This window comes from Enterobacter kobei (assembly GCF_001729765.1).
Taxonomy (GTDB): Bacteria; Pseudomonadota; Gammaproteobacteria; order Enterobacterales; family Enterobacteriaceae; genus Enterobacter; species Enterobacter kobei.
This window is the reverse complement of record NZ_CP017181.1, coordinates 3,427,652-3,448,466: the sequence shown is the minus strand read 5'-3', so window position 1 is coordinate 3,448,466 and position 20,815 is coordinate 3,427,652. Positions and strand designations below refer to the sequence as shown.

Genomic DNA, 20,815 nt, shown 5'->3' with positions numbered 1-20,815 from the left:
ATTAGCGTCAATGACGGAAAACATTCATAAACATCGCATCCTCATCCTCGATTTTGGTTCTCAGTACACTCAGCTGGTGGCGCGTCGCGTACGTGAACTGGGCGTTTACTGCGAACTGTGGGCGTGGGATGTCACGGAAGCACAGATTCGCGAATTCAATCCAAGCGGCATCATCCTGTCCGGCGGCCCGGAAAGCACCACCGAAGAGAACAGCCCGCGCGCGCCGCAGTACGTGTTCGAAGCAGGCGTGCCGGTATTCGGCGTCTGCTACGGTATGCAGACCATGGCCATGCAACTGGGCGGCCACGTAGAAGGCTCTAACGAGCGTGAGTTCGGTTATGCACAGGTAGAAGTCGTCACCGACAGCGCACTGGTACGCGGTATCGAAGACTCCCTGACCGCTGACGGCAAACCGCTGCTGGACGTGTGGATGAGCCACGGCGACAAGGTCACCGCTATCCCGTCTGACTTCGTGACCGTTGCCAGCACCGAAAGCTGCCCGTTCGCGATCATGGCGAACGAAGAAAAGCGCTTCTACGGCGTGCAGTTCCACCCGGAAGTGACCCACACCCGTCAGGGTATGCGCATGCTGGAGCGCTTCGTGCGCGACATCTGCCAGTGTGAAGCGCTGTGGACCCCGGCAAAAATCATCGACGACGCCGTGGAGCGTATCCGCCAGCAGGTTGGTGATGACAAAGTGATCCTCGGCCTCTCCGGCGGCGTCGACTCCTCCGTGACCGCGATGCTGCTGCACCGTGCCATCGGCAAAAACCTGACCTGCGTCTTCGTGGACAACGGTCTGCTGCGTCTGAACGAAGCCCAGCAGGTGATGGACATGTTCGGTGACCACTTCGGTCTGAACATCGTTCATGTGGAAGGCGAGCAGCGTTTCCTGGACGCGCTGAAAGGCGAGAACGATCCGGAAGCCAAGCGTAAAATCATCGGCCGCGTATTCGTGGAAGTGTTCGACGCAGAAGCGCTGAAGCTGGAAGACGTTAAATGGCTGGCTCAGGGCACTATCTATCCTGACGTGATTGAATCAGCTGCTTCAGCAACCGGTAAAGCACACGTCATCAAATCTCACCACAACGTGGGCGGCCTGCCGAAAGAGATGAAGATGGGTCTGGTTGAACCGCTGCGCGAGCTGTTCAAAGATGAAGTACGCAAGATCGGTCTGGAACTGGGTCTGCCGTACGACATGCTCTACCGTCATCCGTTCCCGGGCCCGGGTCTCGGCGTGCGCGTACTGGGTGAAGTGAAGAAAGAGTACTGCGACCTGCTGCGTCGCGCAGACGCGATCTTCATCGAAGAGCTGCACAAAGCTGACCTGTACAACAAAGTAAGCCAGGCGTTCACCGTGTTCCTGCCGGTTCGCTCCGTCGGCGTAATGGGCGATGGCCGTAAGTACGACTGGGTTGTTTCCCTGCGTGCGGTAGAAACCATCGACTTCATGACCGCGCACTGGGCGCACCTGCCGTATGACTTCTTAGGCCGCGTGTCTAACCGCATCATCAACGAAGTGAACGGTATTTCCCGCGTGGTGTATGACATCAGCGGTAAGCCACCGGCTACGATTGAGTGGGAATGATTTAACGACTGGCAATAGCCAGCGCGCAAAAACAGTAAAGTACTCTTAGCCCGCGTAACTGCGGGCTTTTTTGTACATATAGTTGGACATTTACATTTTGAATAATGATAGCTGACCCGAAGAGCCAGTTCGGTTTTTGTGCGCTGGCTAAAATGATCACAGTTTCGTGCCATTTCGTCTCATCACCTTTACTTATTTTACTTGCACCGTATTAGGAGGGCGTTTTATTTCTTTGCAGAAAGTTTTTTACGCAGAGTGGTTGCCCGGCGCAATACACCCACTTTAGGATTCATTGCAAGTGCCTGTTCATAGGCTTCCAAAGCGTCAGATAACTGCCCAAGCGATTCAAACGACTCCCCTCTGATCCTGTGAGCTAGCGCTCCCCAGTCATATCGTTCTCGGGCTCCCTGCGTAAGAGCTGTATCAGCGACGCTCAGAGCTTTCCTGGCGCTTTCCTCGGTGGTATCCGTCTTAAGCAACTCCTGCGCGGCCATAATCTTTGTGGCGTAATCACCCTTGTTCAACTGGGCTATCTGTAGTGATTCAGCATCAAGGAACTCACCAGCGGTGGAATAACGGAAGTATCCAAGATCACGAAGATTGACGCGTAGTTGGCATAACTCTCCGTCAGCGTTTGTATCGAATAAATAGCAATCTGCCCAGGTCCCGACGGGGCGAACTGTAAACATTTGCTGTCTTTTTTGAAGATCGAGAACCTCCAAAATATTACTGTCTTTATTATCTGCATTTGCTGTCTGGACAGCTGCGTACCGGCCACATTGGGACAAACCAATATTAAAGATATTGGCGCAGTAATGCCGACGATAGATTTCATCACCGCTGGTGTTGATAGCGATGACATCCCCGCTAAGTGCACTACCGAAACCACAATCGTGGACTATGAAACTACCGGAATCAGAAACAGCGGCATCGACAGGGCGTGCAAAACATTTTAGCTCATACACAATCCTGTCAGAGGGGTAATCGACAAGAATGACACGGCCATTGCCCTTCATCCTGTGGCCTCCAAGGCTGCCACCATCCGAATCATCGCAGCCCACCACCCAGCGCTTATCCGGCGAAATATTTGCGTGACCGAAGAAGTAAGGGTGATCCACGGTAAGCCATTTACCCTCCAGTTCCGTGTTGCGTTCATGCGTAGATGAAGGTTCTCTCTTGCCAGATTGATGCCCTAAGATACTGCGTAGTTTTCCAATTAAACCCATCGCCCTGTTTCCTGTTAGCCCTGCCTGGTAGCAATATAAGCCAGGTTTGTAATAATCGTAACGGACTAACCAGAATTTATTTGACGCGCCTCGAATTCCATAATAAAAAAATTCACAAGAGATATGTTTAAAAAATAAAATATTCGTGTCATGAATATTTTGCCGAAATATTTAGACCATGCTCCTATTTGCGGTTGATATCACCACAAATAAAGGAGTAGCTTGTAGTAGAGAAAAAGTTATATCCAATGGAGAATGACCATGAGCACATATGAACTTGTACGCAAAACAAAAATCGATGGTGATTTCGAAGGGTTTGATGACGAGGTTTTATTCAGGTTTGTTGACGGGACATACTGGATACAGGCGCAATACATGTACTGGTATCATTATGCCTATCGACCTGATGTCAATCTCTTACGAGCGAATGGGCGGTTTTATCTGCAGATAGATGGGAAAGACAAAGTTGTACCCGTCAGACAAATCACTGATGTCATCCAATCACGAATTGATGGCGAATTTTAAGGATGGGAAGGCGAAACCGTTTACACTCTCACTAAGGAAGGTGCGAATAAGCAGGTCATTTCTTCCCAAGCTGACTCGCTGATTAAAATTTCGCGGATCTGGGCCGATTTTTTTCCCGCAAACACATCGAATCAGCCTATTTAGGCTATTTTTTCCACCATTTCTGGCGTTATTTCCGGTTTTTACTGAGATCTCTCCCACTGACGTATCATTTGGTCCACCCGAAACAGGTTGGCCAGGGTGAATAACATCGCCAGTTGGTTATCGTTTTTCAGCAGCCCTTTGTATCTGGCTTTCACGAAGCCGAACTGCCGCTTGATGATGCGAAACGGGTGCTCCACCCTGGCACGGATGCTGGCTTTCATGTATTCGATGTTGATGGCCGTTTTGTTCTTGCGCGGATGCTGCTTCAAGGTTTTTACCTTGCCGGGACGCTCGGCGATCAGCCAGTCCACATCCACCTCGGCCAGCTCCTCGCGCTGTGGCGCTCCTTGGTAGCCGGCATCGGCTGAGACAAATTGCTCCTCTCCATGAAGCAGATTACCCAGCTGATTGAGGTCATGCTCGTTGGCCGCGGTGGTGACCAGGCTGTGGGTCAGGCCACTCTTGGCATCGACACCAATGTGGGCCTTCATGCCAAAGTGCCACTGATTGCCTTTCTTGGTCTGATGCATCTCCGGATCGCGTTGCTGCTCTTTGTTCTTGGTAGAGCTGGGTGCCTCAATGATGGTGGCATCCACCAAAGTGCCTTGGGTCATCATGACGCCTGCTTCGGCCAGCCAGCGATTGATGGTCTTGAACAATTGACGGGCCAGTTGATGCTGCTCGAGCAGGTGGCGGAAATTCATGATGGTGGTGCGATCCGGCAGGGCGCTATCCAGGGATAATCGGGCAAACAGGCGCATGGAGGCGATTTCGTACAGGGCATCTTCCATGGCACCGTCGCTCAGGTTGTACCAATGCTGCATGCAGTGAATACGCAGCATGGTCTCCAGCGGATAGGGCCGTCGGCCATTGCCCGCCTTGGGATAAAACGGCTCGATGACAGCGGTCATATTCTGCCATGGCAGAATCTGCTCCATGCGGGAGAGGAAAATCTCTTTTCGGGTCTGACGGCGCTTAGTGCTGAATTCACTATCGGCGAAGGTGAGTTGATGGCTCATGATGTCCCTCTGGGATGCGCTCCGGATGAATATGATGATCTCATATCAGGAACTTGTTCGCACCTTCCCTAGCTTTCGGATGTCCTGCTAAGCGTCACGCTTTGGTCACAATGAATAATGCTGTACCAGAACGATTAAGAATAAAATAAGTTCTCCCGCAGCCTTATTGCGCTGGCGGTGATTACTTAGACGGATGATTTATCTACCTCATAAGTGCTGCCATTGCATTCACCGGTAATCAACAAAGCCGGGCTAAAGTGGATAGGCAATATGCAAAGTTATTTAGATACAGGAATGAATTTCCTGCGCCTCGCTGCGTAAAGTAGAGCAGAGTTCCTAGATAAGAATTCAGCCAAACATTATGGTGGCCTGATGCATCTGGTTCCCCAATAACATGGAGTCTCTATGGAATATTTTGAAGCTAAATTATATTTATTAGGAAAGTGGCGAATTTTTGCATTATTACTTAATGCTATGCTTTTCCTTGGTAGTTGCTACGGGTTGTACCTCACGGGGATCTTTACAAGGTCATGGTATAATGAAGGTAATGCTGCGGTGTGCTTATTGATTATGTTTACCTCGGCATTAAGCATCATGTCTATCAATCAGCCAGTCATTATGGATAAGACTGATGACGAGGCATCTTCATTGCTATCTTTATGGTGGAAACGAAAGAAGCTCGAACATTTATCAAAAATAAAAGAATATAAAAAATAACGTAAAGTCTGCGGCCCGGCGTGCCGGGCCGGAGGCGTGAACTATTTTCCGCTGTTATCCCGGCGATACGCCAGCGCCACCACCAGCGACTGCACCAGGCACAGCGTCGCCGACTGGGACCGAAACGCGTCCACCTGCGCCTCTTTCACTACAAAGCAAAGATCGCTGAACGTCGCCAGGGGGCTGATCTGGCTGTCCGTAATCACAATCTGCCGCGCGCCGACGCTGGCGGCGGTTTCGCTGACCATCACCGTCTCTTCCGCGTACGGCGAGAAGCTGATCGACACCACAATGTCGCGCGCCTTAATGCGGCTGATCTGCTCGCGCAGCATCCCACCCATACCGTCGAGCAGAATAGGGCGACACTCCAGGTGGCTCAGGGCATAGGTTAGGTAGGCCGCGACGCTAAAGGAGCGGCGCAGACCGGCGATGTAGATGGTGTCGGCGTCGGCCAGCAGCTGTACCGCGCGCTCCAGCATTTCCGGTTCGGCGCGGGCGGCCAGCTGCTGTAGCGCCTGGGCGTTTGAACGGGCGAACTCCTGCAGGATGTCGAGCGGGGTTTCGGGCACGGCCTCGCTCTCCATTTCACGGAACAGCCGGGCACGGTCGCTGTAGCTGGCGGTCTCCTCCACCAGGTTCATGCGAAACAGCTGTTTCATTTCGTTGAAGCCGGTGAAGTCAAAGGCGTTGGCGAAGCGGATCAGCGTCGAGGGCGGCACGTCGGCGCGCTCGGCAATCACGGCAACCGTATCAAAGGCCACGCTGTTCGTATTATCCAGCACATAGCGGGAGACCTGCTGCAGCCTCTTGCTCAGGCTATCGTAGCGATCGCGGATTTGCTGCTGCAGTTCGTTCAGGCTGGTTGCTGTCGTCATGTTATCCCCCAAATACAGTCCTGTGATTCTAAACGCAAAACCGCGTCTTTTAAATGTCGGCCATCCATCTGGCAGCAAAAATGAAACAGAAGCTTCAGTCATTCCCACGCCCGAAATGCCTTAATAGCGCACGCTGCGTCAGTATTGTTGGCTGTTAACATAAAAATCCATCCTTGATCACAATAATCATCATTTATTTTATTTCAACTTAAAATGGAATATTTGTTTCATATATAGTGTTCGGTACACAGTGTTCAGGTAACAGTCACGTATCAACAGCGAGAGGTTAAGGATGGAGACGGTAGCGAATTTTATTCACGGCGAATGTGTCACCGGTTCAGGCCAGCGCGTTCAGGCGATCTTCAACCCGGCCACCGGCAAGCAGATCCGCCAGGTGGTGATGAGTACGGCACAGGAAACGGAGCAGGCAATTGCCGCCGCGCAGCAGGCGTTTCCTGCGTGGGCGCGTCATGCTCCACTTAAGCGCGCGCGCGTGATGTTCCGCTTCAAGGCGCTGCTGGAAGAGAACATGGATCGCCTGGCCCGTCTCATCAGCGAAGAGCACGGCAAGGTCTTCTCCGACGCGGTGGGCGAACTCACCCGTGGTCTGGAAGTGGTGGAATTTGCCTGCGGTATCCCGCATCTGCAAAAAGGTGAGCACTCAGCCAACGTCGGCACCGGCGTTGACAGCCACTCGCTGATGCAGCCGCTCGGGGTCTGCGTTGGGATCACGCCGTTTAACTTCCCGGCGATGGTGCCGATGTGGATGTTCCCGATTGCGCTGGCGACCGGAAACACCTTCGTGCTGAAACCGTCAGAAAAAGATCCCTCCCTGGCGCTCGCGCTGGCGCAGCTGCTGAAAGAGGCTGGCCTGCCGGACGGCGTGTTCAACGTGGTGCAGGGTGACAAAGAGTCCGTTGACGTGCTCCTGACCGACCCGCGCGTGCAGGCGGTGAGCTTTGTCGGCTCGACGCCGATTGCCGAATACATTTACCAGACCGCGTCCGCCCACGGAAAGCGCTGTCAGGCACTGGGTGGCGCGAAAAACCACTGTATTCTCATGCCGGATGCCGACATGGAAATGGCCGCCAACGCCATTATGGGCGCAGGCTTCGGTGCGGCGGGGGAGCGCTGTATGGCGCTCTCGGTGGTGCTGGCGGTGGGGGATAAAACCGCCGATGACCTCTGCGCCCGGCTGGAAAAACAGATTGCCGCCCTGCGCGTCGGGCCGGGTCTGGACCAGACGCCGGAAAACGAAATGGGGCCGCTCATCTCCTCGGCGCACCGCAGCAAGGTGCTGGGCTATATCGACAGCGGGGAAGCGCAGGGCGCGACACTTCGCGTGGACGGTCGCAGCTTCAGCGTGCAGGGGCACGAGCAGGGCTATTTCGTCGGGCCGACGCTGTTTGATAACGTCACCCCGGAGATGACCATCTATAAAGAAGAGATTTTCGGCCCGGTGCTTTCTGTGGTGCGCGTAGCAGATTACGCCAGCGCGGTGGACCTTATTAACCGCCATGAATATGGTAATGGTTCGGCAATTTTCACCCGTGACGGCGGCTGCGCGCGTCGCTTCTGCGAAGAGGTGCAGGCGGGCATGGTCGGGGTCAATGTGCCGATCCCAGTGCCGATGGCATTCCACAGTTTCGGTGGCTGGAAGCGCTCTATCTTTGGTGCGCTCAACGTCCACGGCAACGACGGCGTGCGTTTCTACACCCGAATGAAAACCATCACCGCACGCTGGCCGGAAATGCAGCAGGAGACAGGCGCTGCGTTCTCCATGCCAACGCTGGGCTGACAGGAGGCGTTATGCAAACCGAACGTATGACTATGGCCCAGGCGCTGGTCCGGTTCCTTAATCAACAATACGTCAGCGTGGATGGCGACGAAATGCCCTTCGTGGAGGGCGTGGCGACTATTTTCGGGCACGGTAACGTGCTCGGTATCGGCCAGGCGCTGGAACAAGATCCGGGCCATTTGCAGGTGATGCAGGGCTGCAACGAGCAGGGCATTGCCCATATGGCGACGGGATTCGCCAAACAGCACCGCCGTCAGCGCATTTTCGCCGTCACCTCCTCCGTCGGGCCGGGCGCCGCCAATATGGTGACCGCGGCGGCAACCGCTACGGCGAACCGCATTCCGCTGCTATTACTGCCGGGCGATATCTACGCCAGCCGCCAGCCGGACCCGGTGCTGCAGCAGATCGAGCAGTATCACGATCTCAGCATCAGCACCAACGACTGCTTCCGTCCTGTCTCTCGCTACTGGGACCGTATCAACCGTCCCGAGCAGCTGATGAGCGCCATGCTAAGCGCGATGCGAACGCTTACTGACCCCGCCAATACCGGGGCGGTGACCCTCTGCCTGCCGCAGGACGTGCAGGGGGAAGCCTGGGATTATCCCCTGAGCTTCTTCGCGCGCCGCGTGCACCACATCGAACGTCGTCCGCCTGACCCGCAGCGTCTGGCGCAGGCGCGGGCGCTGATCGCCCGCAAGCGTCGTCCGCTGGTGGTGTGCGGCGGCGGCGTGCGCTATTCCGGCGCGCATGAGGCGTTTCGCGAATTTGTCGAGACGCTGCAGCTGCCGTTTGCCGAAACCCAGGCCGGGAAGGGGGCGCTGGTAAGTGACCACCCACTTAACCTGGGTGGCGTTGGGGTGACGGGGGGACTGGCGGCCAACCAGCTCGCGCCCCAGGCGGATTTAGTGATTGGCATCGGCACGCGTCTTACTGACTTTACCACCGGCTCCAAGGCGCTCTTTTCCCATCCGGACGTCGAATTTCTGCTGCTGAACGTGGCGGAGTTTGACGCCCTGAAGCTGGACGCCACCGCACTGATCGCCGATGCCCAAACCGGGCTTCAGGCCTTAACCCAGTCGCTCGGCGATTATCGCAGCGGCTGGGGAGAGGCGATCGCCCAGGCGAAATCCGCGTGGCGCGACGAGTGCCGTCGCCTGTGGGATCGCCAGTGGCATCCTGCTGATGCGCCCGAAGTGGCAGGGCACCTGGATAGCCAGCTGGTGGAATATGGCGAAACGCTCAACACTCGCCTGACCCAGACGCGGTTGCTGGGGTTGATCAACCAGCATATTGAAGATAGCGCCATCGTGGTGGGGGCGGCCGGATCGCTGCCGGGCGATTTACAGCGGCTCTGGCAGGTGAAAACGCCGGACAGCTATCACCTGGAATACGGATACTCCTGCATGGGCTACGAGATTGCGGCGGCCATCGGTGCGAAGCTCGCCAGACCCGACCAGCCGGTGTACGCCATGGTGGGGGATGGCTCGTACATGATGCTGCACTCCGAGCTGCAAACCGCGGTGCAGGAGGGGATTAAGGTCACCGTTCTGCTGTTTGATAACGCCAGCTTTGGCTGCATTAACAATCTGCAGATGGGGCACGGCATGGGGAGCTTTGGCACCGAAAACCGCCATCGCAACCCGGAAACCGGACGGCTGGACGGGCCGCTGGTGAAGGTCGATTTTGCCCAAAACGCGGAAAGCTACGGCTGCCGCGCGTGGCGGGTGAACGATGAGCAAAGCCTGCTGGCGGCGCTGGAGGCGTCACGCGCGCATCCGGGCCCGACGCTGCTGGACATCAAGGTGCTCCCGAAGACCATGACCCATGACTACGCCTCGTGGTGGCGAACCGGCGACGCGCAGGTGGCGGCGTCTTCTGCCGTACGTGAAGCCGCTCTGCAAACGCAGGCGCAGGTGAAAAAAGCCCGCCAGTATTAAGTTTTCCCGCCGTAACGAAATTTTCATTTCATTTTCCCCTCACCCTAACCCTCTCCCCAAAGGGGAGAGGGGATGGTGTGGTGCACTCTTTTCTCCCTCGCCCCTTTGGGGAGAGGGCAGGGGTGAGGGGTTAGCAGCACCTTCTCCTATGTTGTGAGATTGATAACAAAATTTATCTCATTCATCTCAAAAGTGTTAACCCGCACTCAAAAACATAATTTTCACTATTTATAAAAATGAAATAAATGTTTTATTTATAGGGTCGTTAGTTCACAGCATTCACCAACACCGGGAGCCGTTATGTTTAACATTGCTTTACTGGGCGCTGGCCGAATTGGCCAGGTACATGCAGCTAACATCGCCAGCCACGGCGCGACCACGCTCTGGTCCGTGGTTGACCCGAATCAAGAATTTGCCACCCGTCTCGCCACGCAGTATCAGGCCCGTCAGCAGAGCCTGGATGAAGCGATGACCGACCCTAACGTTCACGCCGTGCTGATTGCCTCCGCGACCGACACCCACGCCGATCTGATTGAAATGGCCGCCCGCCATGGCAAAGCCATCTTTTGCGAAAAGCCGGTACACCTCGACCTTGCCCGCGTGCGCGACTGCCTGAAAGTGGTCAAAGAGTACGATGTGCCGCTGTTTATCGGCTTTAACCGCCGCTTTGACCCGCAGTTCCGCCGGGTGAAAACCGACGCCCAGGCCGGGCGCATCGGCAAGCCGGAATCGCTGCTGATTATCTCCCGCGACCCGTCTCCGCCGCCTGCAGAGTACGTGCGCGTCTCCGGCGGCATGTTCCGCGATATGACCATTCACGACTTTGATATGGCGCGCTTCATCATGGGCGAAGAGCCGGTGTCGGTCTATGCCCAGGGCAGTAACCTGGTCGATCCGGCGATTGGCGAGGCGGGGGATATCGACACCGCATTTATCGTTCTGAAATATGCCTCCGGCGCGATGGCGACCATTGTCAACAGCCGCCGCTCATCTTACGGATACGACCAGCGCCTGGAGCTGCACGGCTCCGAAGGGCTGCTGTGCGCGGGCAATATTCTGGAAAACCAGGTGCAGCACTACGGCAAACAGGGCTGCACCAGCGCGCTGCCGGAACACTTCTTCCTGCAGCGCTACAAATCCGCTTACGCCGCGGAATGGGAACACTTTGTTGCGGTCCTGCGCGGCGAAGCGGTGCCTGACTGCAGCGGTGATGATGGTGAACGTGCGCTGTACCTCGCGGATAAAGCGCTGGAGTCGCTGCGTAGCCAGCGCGAGATCGTCCTCTAAACACAACCACCCTACACAGAGAGACATAATAATGAAAAAACTGATCGTAGCCGCCCTCATCGCCATGACGTCCGGGGCTGCCCTCGCCGAAAACGAGCAAATTGTTTTCAGTACGCCAAACCTGGCCATGCCGTTTGAAGTACACATGCAGCGCACGGCGGTGAAAGCCGCAAAAGAGATGGGCGTGAAGCTTCAGGTGCTGGACGGGCAGGGCAGTTCACCGAAACAGGTGGCTGACCTGGAAAATGCCATCACCCGTGGGGCGCAGGGCTTTATCGTCTCCCCGAATGACGTAAACGCTGTCTCCAGCGCGGTAGATGAAATTCAGGATGCGAAGCTGCCGGTGGTGACCCTTGACCGCTCCGTCGACAGCCAGAAAAAAGTGCCGCACTTCGGGGCTAACAACTACAAAGGCGGCCAGGCGATTGGCGACTTCGTGAAAACCAAATTCCCCGACGGGGCGGAGATTATTCTGCTGACCGGTCAGCCGGGCTCCTCCTCCAATATTGAACGCACCAAAGGGATCCGCGACAGCCTGAAGGCGGGTGGGGATAAGTATAAGATCGTCGCCGATCAGACCGGAAACTGGATGCGTTCGGAAGGGATGCGCATCGTGGAAAGCGTTCTGCCTTCTCTGCCGAAGCGCCCGCAGGTGATCCTCTCCGCTAACGACGATATGGCGCTGGGCGCGATTGAAGCGCTGCAGAGCCAGGGCGTGAAGCCGGGCGAAATTCTGGTCACCGGTTTTGATGCGGTACCGGAAGCGCTGGCCCGCGTGCGCGACGGCTGGCTGGCGGTAACGGCGGATCAGCGTCCGGGCTTTGCGGTGCAGACGGCGATGAGCCAGTTGGTGGCCAACGTGCGCGAGAAGAAAGCCATCACCGGGGCCGACTACCCGCCGACGCTGATCACCAAAGAGAATCTGCAGCAGGCTGAACGTATCGGTGAGGCCGGTAACTGACGTATCCGCAGCCGCCGCGCGAGCGGCGGCGCACTCTAAAGGAGGAGCAGACCGATGTCGCAACCCTTACTGAAAGTGACCGACCTGGCCAAAAGTTTTTCCGGCGTCTGGGCGCTGAGCAGCGCTCAGCTGACCGTCGGCGCGGGGGAGATCCATGCCCTGCTGGGGGAAAACGGAGCGGGAAAATCCACGCTGCTGAAGGCGCTCGCGGGCGCGCAGCCGCAAACCCGGGGGGATATCTGGTTTAACGGCGAAATGCTGCCGGTGGATGATTCCCCCGTTGAGCGGCAAAACAAGGGCATTATCACCATCTATCAGGAATTTAACCTGCTGCCCAATATGACCGTCGCGGAAAACATGTTTCTCGGGCGCGAACCGCGCAAACGTAATCTGATCGTCGACGAAAAAGCGGTTAACCAGGAGGCGCAGGTCATTCTCGATTACCTGCAGCTGAACGTTGCGCCAACCACGCCGGTGGCCCGCCTGAGCGTCGCCCAGCAGCAGATGGTGGAGATTGCCCGGGCGCTGACCCTCAACGCCAGGCTGATTATCATGGATGAACCTTCTGCCGCGCTGAGCGACAGCGAGGTGGAAAGCCTGCACCGCGTGGTGCGTGAGCTGAAAAACCGCGGGGTGAGCATTATTTACGTTACCCACCGTCTGCATGAAGTTTTCCAGCTCTGCGACCGCTTCACCGTTTTCCAGGACGGCCGTTTCACCGGTACCGGTGCGGTGGCGGAAACCAACGTTGAGCAGCTGATCCGCCTGATGGTCGGGCGCGACGTGGCCTTTAATCGTCGTCCGGCCAGCGAAACGCATCATGAAGACAAACCCGTCCGCCTGGCGGTGAAGGGGCTGAGCCGCGAGAAGCCGCCGCTCGATCCCCACGGCATTGCCCTGCACGACATCAGCTTCCACGTCCACGCCGGGGAAGTGTTAGGGATTGCTGGCCTGGTGGGCGCGGGGCGTACCGAAGTGGCGCGCTGTCTGTTCGGCGCAGATGCCTTTACCTCCGGCAGCTTTGAGCTGGACGGCGTGCCGTACCAGCCGCGCGACCCGCTCTACGCCCTCGATCAGGGCGTGGCGCTGGTACCGGAAGACCGTAAAAAAGAGGGGGCGGTGCTGGGGCTGTCGATTCGCGACAACCTGTCGCTCTCCTGCCTCTCCTCGCTGCTGCAGTGGCGCTGGTTCGTGAATACCCGCAAAGAGGACGATCTGATTGAGTCCTACCGCCAGGCGCTGCAGATCAAAATGGTTAACAGCGCGCAGGAGGTGCGCAAGCTCTCCGGCGGTAACCAGCAAAAGGTGATCCTCGCGCGCTGCATGGCGCTCAATCCTCGCGTGCTGATTGTCGATGAGCCGACGCGCGGTATCGACGTGGGCACCAAATCGGAAGTGCACCAGGTGCTGTTTGAGATGGCGAAAAAGGGCGTGGCGGTGATCGTGATCTCCTCCGATCTGCCTGAAGTGATGGCGGTATCTGACCGGATCATCACCCTCAGTGAAGGGCGGGTGACCGGCGAGATCCACGGTGACGACGCTAACGAAGAACGGCTGATGACGATGATGGCCATCAACCACAACGCCCTGAACGCGGCATAACGGAGTTTCTCATGACGCAGATGATTTCTAAAACGCAGGCCCCGGTCAAACGCGCCGGACGCATCGATCCCATCGCCTTCTTCGAGCGATTCGGGGTGCTGATTTTCATGATCCTGCTGCTGATCTTCTTCCAGTCGCAGAACAGCAACTTTTTCTCTGAACGCAATATTTTCAACATTTTAACCGAAGTCTCCATCTACGGGATCATGGCCGTGGGGATGACTTTCGTCATCCTGACCGCCGGGATCGACCTCTCCGTCGGCTCCATTCTGGCGGTGTGCGCCATGACTGCGGCGTACGTGATCAAGGGCGACAACTTCACCACCGTCGACCCGAACGCCTGGGGTGGCATGAGCTGGCTGATTGGGCTGGGGATTTGTCTGGCGATGGGCACGGCAATTGGCTTCCTGCATGGTCTGGGCGTCACGCGCCTGCGCCTGCCGCCGTTTATTGTCACCCTCGGCGGGATGACCATCTGGCGTGGCCTGACGCTGGTGATTAACGACGGCGCGCCGATTGCCGGTTTCGACCCGGGTTACCGCTGGTGGGGGCGCGGGGAGTTGCTCGGCATCTCCATTCCTATCTGGATATTCGCCCTCGTCGCCCTGGGGGGGTATCTGGCGCTGCATAAAACCCGCTGGGGCCGTTTCGTCTACGCCATTGGCGGAAACCCTGAGGCGGCACGCCTGGCGGGGGTGAACGTCAAGCGCGTGCTGGTCAGCGTCTACGTGCTGATTGGCTGTCTGGCGGGGCTGGCGGGCTTCATTCTGAGCGCGCGTCTGGGAAGCGCCGAGGCGGTAGCCGGTATCTCCTTTGAGCTGCGCGTCATCGCCTCGGTGGTGATCGGCGGTACCTCGCTGATGGGCGGTTACGGGCGTATTGGCGGCACCATTATCGGCTCCATCATCATGGGCATTCTGATTAACGGCCTGGTGCTGATGAACGTCTCAGCCTACTACCAGCAAATTATCACCGGATTAATTATCGTTCTGGCGGTGGCGTTTGACACCTACGCCAAGAGCCGTCGCGGCGCACTGTGAGGATCATGATGAAAGAGGTTCGTATTGGATTGATTGGCACCGGGTATATCGGCAAGGCGCACGCCATCGCCTATGCCCAGGCCCCGACGGTGTTCAACCTGCGCGGCAGGCTGGTGCGCGAGATGGTGGCGGAAGTTACGCCGGAACTGGCGGCAGCGCGGGCACAGGCGTTTGGCTTCAACCGCTCCACCGGGGACTGGCGGGCGCTGGTGGCCGACCCGGCCATTGACGTGGTGGATATTTGCTCTCCCAACCATCTGCATAAAGAGATGGCGCTGGAGGCGATCCGTCACGGCAAACACGTCTACTCCGAAAAGCCGCTGGCGCTCAACGCCCATGACGCGCGTGAAATGGTCGACGCCGCAAAGCGGGCAGGGGTGAAAACGCTGGTGGGGTTCAACTACATGAAAAACCCGACCGCGCAGCTGGCGAAGGAGATTATCGCGCGCGGCGAGATTGGCGAGGTGATCCACTTCTACGGCACTCACAACGAAGACTATATGGCCGACCCGCTCTCGCCCATTCACTGGCACTGCTTCAAAGAGACCGCAGGCCTGGGGGCGCTGGGCGACCTCGCGGCGCATATCGTCAATATGGCCCAGTACCTGGTGGGAGATATCGAGCAGGTCTGCGGCGACCTGAAGATCGTGGTCCCGGCACGTCCGGCGAAGGCGGGTTCGGCAGAGATGATTGCCGTCGAAAACGAGGATCAGGCCCACGCGATGGTGCGTTTTGCGGGCGGGGCGCAGGGCGTCATTGAAACCTCCCGCGTCGCCTGCGGCCGCAAGATGGGGCTGTCGTATGTCATCACCGGGATGAAAGGTGCCATCAGTTTCACTCAGGAGCGCATGGCCGAGCTGAAGCTCTATCTGCATGACGACCCGGTGAACCGTCAGGGATTCCGCACGCTGCTCGTCGGCCCGGCTCACCCGGACTACGGTGCGTTCTGCATGGGGGCAGGCCATGGGATTGGCTTTAACGATCAAAAAACGGTGGAGGTGCGTGACCTGGTGGACGGGATTGCCGCCGACGCGCCGATGTGGCCGGACTTCGAAGAGGGCTGGAAGGTGTCTCGCGTGCTGGACGCGATAGCACTCTCACACCTGGAAGGCCGCTGGCTGAACGTGAACGACATTGTCTGAAGAGGGTTCAACGTGGAAAAGCAGTTTGATGTGATATGCATGGGCCGCGTGGCGGTAGACCTCTACAGTCAGCAAATTGGCGCCCGTCTGGAAGATGTGTCGAGCTTCGCCAAATATCTTGGCGGGTCGTCCGGCAACGTGGCGTACGGCACCGCGCGACAGGGGTTACGCTCGTCGATGCTGGCGCGCGTCGGCGATGAACATATGGGCCGCTTCCTGCGGGAAGAGTTAAATCAGGTGGGCTGCGATACCAGCCATCTGATTACCGACAAAGAACGCCTCACGGCGCTGGTGCTGCTCGGCATTAAAGACCGGGACACTTTTCCTCTGATTTTTTATCGCGATAACTGCGCGGATATGGCGATTACCGCCAGCGATGTGGACGAAAGTTACATTGCCTCCGCACGGTGTCTTGCCATCACCGGGACTCACCTTTCTCATCCCCAGACCCGCGAGGCGGTGCTGACGGCGCTGGGCTATGCCCGCCGCCACGGCGTGCGCACGGTGCTGGATATCGACTACCGTCCGGTGCTGTGGGGGCTGACCTCCTTAGGCGACGGGGAAACGCGCTTTATCGCCGCCGATAAGGTCACCCGCGAGCTGCAGGAGGTGCTGCACCTCTTCGACGTGATTGTCGGCACCGAGGAGGAGTTCCACATTGCGGGCGGCAGCACCGATACCCTGCAGGCGCTGGCGCAGGTGCGTGGCGTGAGTCAGGCTACGCTGGTCTGCAAACGCGGCGCGCTGGGCTGTTCGGTCTATACCGATGCCATTCCGCCTCGTCTGGACGACGGCCTGACGGTGACCGGCGTGCGCGTCGAGGTGCTGAATGTTCTCGGCGCAGGGGACGCGTTTATGTCCGGCCTGCTGCGCGGTTACCTGAACGACGAAGGCTGGGAGCAGGCGTGCCGCTATGCCAATGCCTGCGGTGCGCTGGTGGTCTCTCGCCACGGCTGCGCTCCGGCGATGCCGAGCAAAACAGAGCTGGATGATTATCTTTCCCGCGCCGCACGTGTTCCGCGCCCGGATCTTGACCCGCGTCTTAACCATCTCCACCGGGTGACGACCCGCCGTCGCGAATGGCCGGAGCTGTGCGTGATGGCTTTCGACCATCGCAGCCAGCTGGAAGAGATGGCGCTGCAGTGCGGTGCGTCGATCGGGCGCATTCCGGCACTGAAGCAGCTGATCCTCCAGGCCAGCCGCGAGGCGGCAAACCGCGCCGGGCTGGAGGGTAAAGCCGGTCTGCTGTGCGACGGCACCTTTGGTCAGGATGCGCTAAACGCCATCACCGGGGAAGGGTGGTGGATTGGTCGTCCCATTGAGCTGCCGGGCTCCCGGCCGCTGGAGATGGAGCACGGTAACATCGGCACCCAGCTCATCAGCTGGCCGCAGGAGCACGTGGTGAAATGTCTGGTCTTTTTCCATCCGGAAGATGCCCACGGCCTGCGCCTTGAGCAGGAGCAGAAAATCGCCGAGGTGTACCACGCCTGCTGCCAGTCCGGGCATGAACTGCTGCTGGAGGTGATATTGCCCGCCAGCATGCCGCGCAGCGACGCGCTCTACCTGCGCGCCATCTCCCGTTTCTACAACCTGGGGATTTACCCTGACTGGTGGAAACTGCCGCCGCTCTCAGCCAGCGGCTGGACGGCACTGAACGAGATTATCGAACGCCGGGACCCGCACTGCCGCGGGGTGGTGATCCTCGGTCTGGATGCCCCGGCAGAGCAGTTGCGTGCCGACTTCAAAGCCGCCGCAGGGCAGACGCTGGTTAAAGGCTTCGCCGTGGGGCGCACGCTGTTTGGCGACGCCTCCCGCGCGTGGCTGAAACACGATATTGACGATGCGCAGCTGGTGGCGCGCATCCGGGACAACTACCTGCAGCTTATCGCCTGGTGGCGCGAGCGCGGACACGCATAATGGAGACGACAATGAGTGTACAACTGGGCATTAACCCGCTGACGTGGACGAACGACGATCTGCCTTCCCTCGGCGCGGAGACGTCGCTGGAGACCTGCCTGAGCGAAGGCAAAGAGGCCGGTTTTGCCGGTTTCGAACTGGGCAATAAATTCCCGCGCGAGGCGCGCCTGCTCGGCCCGATTTTACAGCGCCACGACCTGCAGCTGGTCTCCGGCTGGTACTCTGGCCGCCTGCTGGAGTGCAGCGTGGAGGAGGAGATCGCCGCCGTGCAGCCCCACCTGACGCTGCTGCGCGAGCTGGGGGCGAAGGTGCTGGTCTTTGCGGAAGTGAGCGGCTGTATTCACGGCGAGCAGCAGACCCCGGTGCATCTGCGCCCGCGCTTCCCGCAGGAACGCTGGAAGGAGTACGGGGAGAAGCTCAGTGAATTTGCCCGCTATACGCAGCAGCAGGGGGTGCAGATTGCCTACCATCACCATATGGGCACGGTGATTGAGTCCGCCGACGACGTGGACAACCTGATGACCCACACCGGTGAGGAAGTGGGGTTACTGCTGGATACCGGCCATCTGACCTTTGCCGGAGCCGACCCGCTGGCGGTGGCGCAGCGCTGGGCGTCGCGCATCAACCACGTTCACTGCAAAGACGTGCGTGCCGACGTGCTGGCGGACGTTAAAAACCGCAAAACCAGCTTCCTCGATGCGGTGCTAAGCGGCGTATTTACCGTACCGGGTGACGGATGCGTCGATTACCCGCCGATCATGCGGCTGCTGAAAGCGCAGGATTATCACGGCTGGCTGGTGGTCGAGGCGGAGCAGGATCCGGCGATTGCCCATCCGCTGACCTATGCCCGTCTGGGGTATAACAACCTGAGCCGCCTGGCGCACGACGCCGGGCTTATCTGAGGAGGTGACATGTCACGTCTGTTATCACGCTGGCAACAGCCGAATGCTGAGGGGCGCACCCAGTCCGTTACGCCGGAAAGTGCGGGATGGGGATATGTCGGTTTTGAGGCATATGAATTGCAGGAGGGGCAGGTGCTGACGCTGCCCGCCATCAACGAAGAGCGCTGCCTGGTGCTGGTCGCCGGACGCGCCTCCATCAGCACGCCCTCCGCGCAGTTTAACGATATTGGCGAGCGGATGAGCCCGTTTGAGCGCATTAAGCCGTGGGCGGTGTACGTCACCCCGCAGGAGACGGTGCAGGTGACGGCGCTGACGACGCTGGAGCTGGCCGTCTGCGCTGCGCCGGGCAAAGGCACATACCCGACGCGGCTGATTGCGCCGCAGGACATCGACGGCGAGGCGCGCGGCAAGGGGCACAACCAGCGCTATGTGCATAACATTCTGCCGGAAGGTAAATCTGCCGACAGCCTGCTGGTAGTGGAGGTCTGGACCAACGAAGGGTGTACCAGTTCCTATCCGAGCCACAAGCACGACACGGATAACCCGCCGCAGGAGACGTACCTGGAGGAGACCTACTACCATCGTCTTAATCCGCAGCAGGGGGTTTGCATGCAGCGCGTCTATACCGACGACAGAACGCTGGACGAGTGCATGGCGGTCTACGACCGTGATGTGGTCATGGTGCCGAAGGGATATCACCCGGTGGCGACGATGGCCGGGTACGACAGCTATTACCTCAACGTGATGGCCGGCCCGGTACGCAAATGGATGTTTACCTGGGAAGAAGACCACGCGTGGATTAATCAGGATTATCCCGCTACAGGCAAGCACTGAAGCGGGTTTTTTGCCGGGTGGCGCCGCGCTTACCCGGCCTGTGAAACGCTTACCTTGCTTCTAACGCCTGCTCAATCGTTCGGGCGATGGCCTCTGGCTGGCTCACCATCGACACGTGACTCGCCGCGACCCCGGTGGTTTTCGCGTGGATCGTCTTCGCCATCGCGCGCTCAAGCGCGGGGTTAATCATCCGGTCATTCTCACTCACTACATACCAGCTCGGTTTATTGTGCCACGCGGCGTGAGTGACCTTTTCGCCAAATGCATCGGCTTTAATTGGCCCCTGCGTGGCGGCGATGGTCAGTTGTTCAGCCGGTTTCACATCCGGTGCGAAATCCTTCCTGACGGCTTCGGTCGGCAGGTATAAATAGCCGTCAGCCGTTTTAGCGATGCCTGCACTTCCGGGCGGGGCCGGGAAGGTATTCGCCAGCTCTGCCGTCGACTGGCCGGAATCCGGCGCGAACGCCGCCACGTAAACCAGCGATTTAACCCGTGCATCGTTGCCCGCTTCGCTAATCACGGTGCCACCCCAGGAGTGACCGACCAGCACGACGTCCCCCTTAGCACGGGCGATGGCGCGCTGGGTGGCCGCAACGTCATCTTTTAGCGACGTAAGCGGGAGCTGAACGGCGATAACCTCGGTATGGTGTTTTTGCAGCCGGGTAATCACCTTATTCCAGCTGCTGCCGTCGGCAAACGCGCCGTGCACCAGCACGACGCTGGTTTTATTCTCCGCAAAAGCGCTGGCCGAAAGCGCCAGCAGGCCTGCTGTCAGTACAGACAGTGCTTTCATCTTCAGACTCCTTAAAAATGGTGGATCGCCGCGTGGGGCGGCACGGTGAATTCGATGGTTTTGTGATCGAGGGGCTTATGCGTCGGATCGGCCAGAATAATTGTCACCTTGTGCTTACCGGCGGGCAGACCCACCAGAATCACCGGCTCTCCGCTGGCGTCAGCCCAGTGCCACGGCGCGTCATCTACCACGACGTGGATGTGGCCGATGCGAGGTGTGACTTTCAGCGCGTCGGGCCCAAATACAGGTTCAATGCGCAGGTTTTCGGCCCGGTACTGAATAAACACCGCGCCTTTGCTTAGCGGCCCGGCAAGCGGTGGATCGACTATCAGCTTTGCGGGCGGCTGCGGCTGTGCCAACGGCGCAACGGCGGCTGGGCCATTAACATCGGCGGCGCTGAGGTTGCCCAGCGGTGTGGCCTGGACATGCGCTACAGATGCCAGGGCGAGTACGGGTAAAAGTACATATCGACGAATCATCGGTCTCTCTCCTCCGGTTATGAATGACG

At 58.3% G+C, this 20,815-nt stretch carries 19 protein-coding genes; 13 read left to right on the top strand and 6 right to left on the bottom strand.

Features of this window, described 5'->3' with window-relative positions:
• Positions 1 to 10 precede the first annotated feature (10 nt).
• A complete protein-coding gene (gene guaA, locus BFV64_RS16525) occupies positions 11 to 1,588 on the top strand; it encodes a glutamine-hydrolyzing GMP synthase (RefSeq protein ID WP_069602291.1) in 1,578 nt (525 codons plus the stop codon).
• Between the two features lie 224 nt (positions 1,589 to 1,812).
• Here guaA and BFV64_RS16520 read toward each other — a convergent pair whose 3' ends face one another.
• Entirely contained in the window at positions 1,813 to 2,814 is a 1,002-nt protein-coding gene (locus tag BFV64_RS16520; protein WP_045268337.1) for a tetratricopeptide repeat protein, read from the bottom strand.
• A 261-nt stretch (positions 2,815 to 3,075) separates the two neighbouring features.
• Here BFV64_RS16520 and BFV64_RS16515 point away from each other — a divergent pair, with 261 nt between their 5' ends.
• A complete protein-coding gene (locus BFV64_RS16515) occupies positions 3,076 to 3,339 on the top strand; it encodes a hypothetical protein (RefSeq protein WP_045281144.1) in 264 nt (87 codons plus the stop codon).
• Here the strand turns inward: BFV64_RS16515 and BFV64_RS26070 are convergent.
• Both BFV64_RS26070 and BFV64_RS16510 read right to left on the bottom strand, forming a co-directional pair.
• Positions 3,316 to 3,540, bottom strand: a complete 225-nt coding sequence (locus tag BFV64_RS26070; protein WP_335671924.1) for a hypothetical protein — start codon at positions 3,538 to 3,540, stop codon at positions 3,316 to 3,318. The genes BFV64_RS16515 and BFV64_RS26070 overlap by 24 nt on opposite strands.
• Entirely contained in the window at positions 3,522 to 4,502 is a 981-nt protein-coding gene (locus tag BFV64_RS16510) for an IS5-like element ISKpn26 family transposase (protein WP_000019445.1), read from the bottom strand. The genes BFV64_RS26070 and BFV64_RS16510 overlap by 19 nt, the downstream gene beginning before the upstream one ends.
• Positions 4,503 to 4,907: 405 nt before the next feature.
• Here BFV64_RS16510 and BFV64_RS16505 point away from each other — a divergent pair, with 405 nt between their 5' ends.
• A complete protein-coding gene (locus BFV64_RS16505) occupies positions 4,908 to 5,219 on the top strand; it encodes a hypothetical protein (protein WP_069602290.1) in 312 nt (103 codons plus the stop codon).
• A gap of 41 nt (positions 5,220 to 5,260) precedes the next feature.
• Here the strand turns inward: BFV64_RS16505 and BFV64_RS16500 are convergent, their stop codons facing one another.
• A complete protein-coding gene (locus BFV64_RS16500; RefSeq protein WP_023333015.1) occupies positions 5,261 to 6,094 on the bottom strand; it encodes a MurR/RpiR family transcriptional regulator in 834 nt (277 codons plus the stop codon).
• Positions 6,095 to 6,386: 292 nt separating this feature from the next.
• Between BFV64_RS16500 and BFV64_RS16495 the strand changes: the two genes are divergently transcribed.
• From BFV64_RS16495 to iolB, 10 genes are all read left to right on the top strand, one after another.
• Entirely contained in the window at positions 6,387 to 7,892 is a 1,506-nt protein-coding gene (locus tag BFV64_RS16495) for a CoA-acylating methylmalonate-semialdehyde dehydrogenase (protein WP_047344890.1), read from the top strand.
• A gap of 11 nt (positions 7,893 to 7,903) precedes the next feature.
• Positions 7,904 to 9,829 (top strand): 3D-(3,5/4)-trihydroxycyclohexane-1,2-dione acylhydrolase (decyclizing), encoded by a 1,926-nt coding sequence (iolD, locus tag BFV64_RS16490; protein ID WP_059372155.1) that lies wholly within the window; start codon positions 7,904 to 7,906, stop codon positions 9,827 to 9,829.
• Between the two features lie 300 nt (positions 9,830 to 10,129).
• Positions 10,130 to 11,116, top strand: coding sequence for an inositol 2-dehydrogenase (gene iolG / locus BFV64_RS16485; protein WP_023294280.1), 987 nt, complete (start codon positions 10,130 to 10,132; stop codon positions 11,114 to 11,116).
• A 31-nt stretch (positions 11,117 to 11,147) separates the two neighbouring features.
• The gene (locus BFV64_RS16480; RefSeq protein ID WP_008502118.1) at positions 11,148 to 12,077 is read left to right on the top strand and encodes a sugar ABC transporter substrate-binding protein; all 930 of its coding nucleotides are present in this window, start codon (positions 11,148 to 11,150) and stop codon (positions 12,075 to 12,077) included.
• A 54-nt stretch (positions 12,078 to 12,131) separates the two neighbouring features.
• Positions 12,132 to 13,679, top strand: coding sequence for a sugar ABC transporter ATP-binding protein (locus tag BFV64_RS16475; RefSeq protein WP_014884793.1), 1,548 nt, complete (start codon positions 12,132 to 12,134; stop codon positions 13,677 to 13,679).
• Positions 13,680 to 13,690: 11 nt separating this feature from the next.
• Positions 13,691 to 14,719 (top strand): ABC transporter permease, encoded by a 1,029-nt coding sequence (locus tag BFV64_RS16470; RefSeq protein WP_014884792.1) that lies wholly within the window; start codon positions 13,691 to 13,693, stop codon positions 14,717 to 14,719.
• A gap of 8 nt (positions 14,720 to 14,727) precedes the next feature.
• Complete coding sequence (locus BFV64_RS16465; RefSeq protein WP_059372157.1) at positions 14,728 to 15,861, top strand: Gfo/Idh/MocA family protein; 1,134 nt, start codon at positions 14,728 to 14,730, stop codon at positions 15,859 to 15,861.
• Between the two features lie 12 nt (positions 15,862 to 15,873).
• Positions 15,874 to 17,778 carry a bifunctional 5-dehydro-2-deoxygluconokinase/5-dehydro-2-deoxyphosphogluconate aldolase gene (locus tag BFV64_RS16460; protein ID WP_023331065.1) on the top strand — a complete coding sequence of 635 codons (1,905 nt, stop codon included), beginning with the start codon at positions 15,874 to 15,876 and terminating at the stop codon, positions 17,776 to 17,778.
• Between the two features lie 11 nt (positions 17,779 to 17,789).
• The gene (gene iolE, locus BFV64_RS16455) at positions 17,790 to 18,680 is read left to right on the top strand and encodes a myo-inosose-2 dehydratase (RefSeq protein ID WP_059372158.1); all 891 of its coding nucleotides are present in this window, start codon (positions 17,790 to 17,792) and stop codon (positions 18,678 to 18,680) included.
• A 9-nt stretch (positions 18,681 to 18,689) separates the two neighbouring features.
• Positions 18,690 to 19,514 (top strand): 5-deoxy-glucuronate isomerase, encoded by an 825-nt coding sequence (gene iolB, locus BFV64_RS16450; RefSeq protein ID WP_069602289.1) that lies wholly within the window; start codon positions 18,690 to 18,692, stop codon positions 19,512 to 19,514.
• Between the two features lie 49 nt (positions 19,515 to 19,563).
• Here the strand turns inward: iolB and BFV64_RS16445 are convergent, their stop codons facing one another.
• Both BFV64_RS16445 and BFV64_RS16440 read right to left on the bottom strand, forming a co-directional pair.
• Entirely contained in the window at positions 19,564 to 20,307 is a 744-nt protein-coding gene (locus tag BFV64_RS16445) for an alpha/beta fold hydrolase (protein ID WP_045281136.1), read from the bottom strand.
• 11 nt (positions 20,308 to 20,318) lie between these two features.
• Positions 20,319 to 20,786, bottom strand: coding sequence for a DUF6130 family protein (locus BFV64_RS16440; RefSeq protein ID WP_014884786.1), 468 nt, complete (start codon positions 20,784 to 20,786; stop codon positions 20,319 to 20,321).
• Positions 20,787 to 20,815 lie beyond the last annotated feature (29 nt).

Bases quoted from the DNA above. Each gene is read 5' to 3' on its own strand.
- guaA (WP_069602291.1), top strand. From the start codon at position 11: ATGACGGAAAACATTCATAAACATCGCATCCTCATCCTCGATTTTGGT.
- BFV64_RS16520 (WP_045268337.1), bottom strand. From the start codon at position 2,814: ATGGGTTTAATTGGAAAACTACGCAGTATCTTAGGGCATCAATCTGGC.
- BFV64_RS16515 (WP_045281144.1), top strand. From the start codon at position 3,076: ATGAGCACATATGAACTTGTACGCAAAACAAAAATCGATGGTGATTTC.
- BFV64_RS16510 (WP_000019445.1), bottom strand. From the start codon at position 4,502: ATGAGCCATCAACTCACCTTCGCCGATAGTGAATTCAGCACTAAGCGC.
- BFV64_RS16505 (WP_069602290.1), top strand. From the start codon at position 4,908: ATGGAATATTTTGAAGCTAAATTATATTTATTAGGAAAGTGGCGAATT.
- BFV64_RS16500 (WP_023333015.1), bottom strand. From the start codon at position 6,094: ATGACGACAGCAACCAGCCTGAACGAACTGCAGCAGCAAATCCGCGAT.
- BFV64_RS16495 (WP_047344890.1), top strand. From the start codon at position 6,387: ATGGAGACGGTAGCGAATTTTATTCACGGCGAATGTGTCACCGGTTCA.
- iolD (WP_059372155.1), top strand. From the start codon at position 7,904: ATGCAAACCGAACGTATGACTATGGCCCAGGCGCTGGTCCGGTTCCTT.
- iolG (WP_023294280.1), top strand. From the start codon at position 10,130: ATGTTTAACATTGCTTTACTGGGCGCTGGCCGAATTGGCCAGGTACAT.
- BFV64_RS16480 (WP_008502118.1), top strand. From the start codon at position 11,148: ATGAAAAAACTGATCGTAGCCGCCCTCATCGCCATGACGTCCGGGGCT.
- BFV64_RS16475 (WP_014884793.1), top strand. From the start codon at position 12,132: ATGTCGCAACCCTTACTGAAAGTGACCGACCTGGCCAAAAGTTTTTCC.
- BFV64_RS16470 (WP_014884792.1), top strand. From the start codon at position 13,691: ATGACGCAGATGATTTCTAAAACGCAGGCCCCGGTCAAACGCGCCGGA.
- BFV64_RS16465 (WP_059372157.1), top strand. From the start codon at position 14,728: ATGAAAGAGGTTCGTATTGGATTGATTGGCACCGGGTATATCGGCAAG.
- iolE (WP_059372158.1), top strand. From the start codon at position 17,790: ATGAGTGTACAACTGGGCATTAACCCGCTGACGTGGACGAACGACGAT.
- iolB (WP_069602289.1), top strand. From the start codon at position 18,690: ATGTCACGTCTGTTATCACGCTGGCAACAGCCGAATGCTGAGGGGCGC.
- BFV64_RS16445 (WP_045281136.1), bottom strand. From the start codon at position 20,307: ATGAAAGCACTGTCTGTACTGACAGCAGGCCTGCTGGCGCTTTCGGCC.
- BFV64_RS16440 (WP_014884786.1), bottom strand. From the start codon at position 20,786: ATGATTCGTCGATATGTACTTTTACCCGTACTCGCCCTGGCATCTGTA.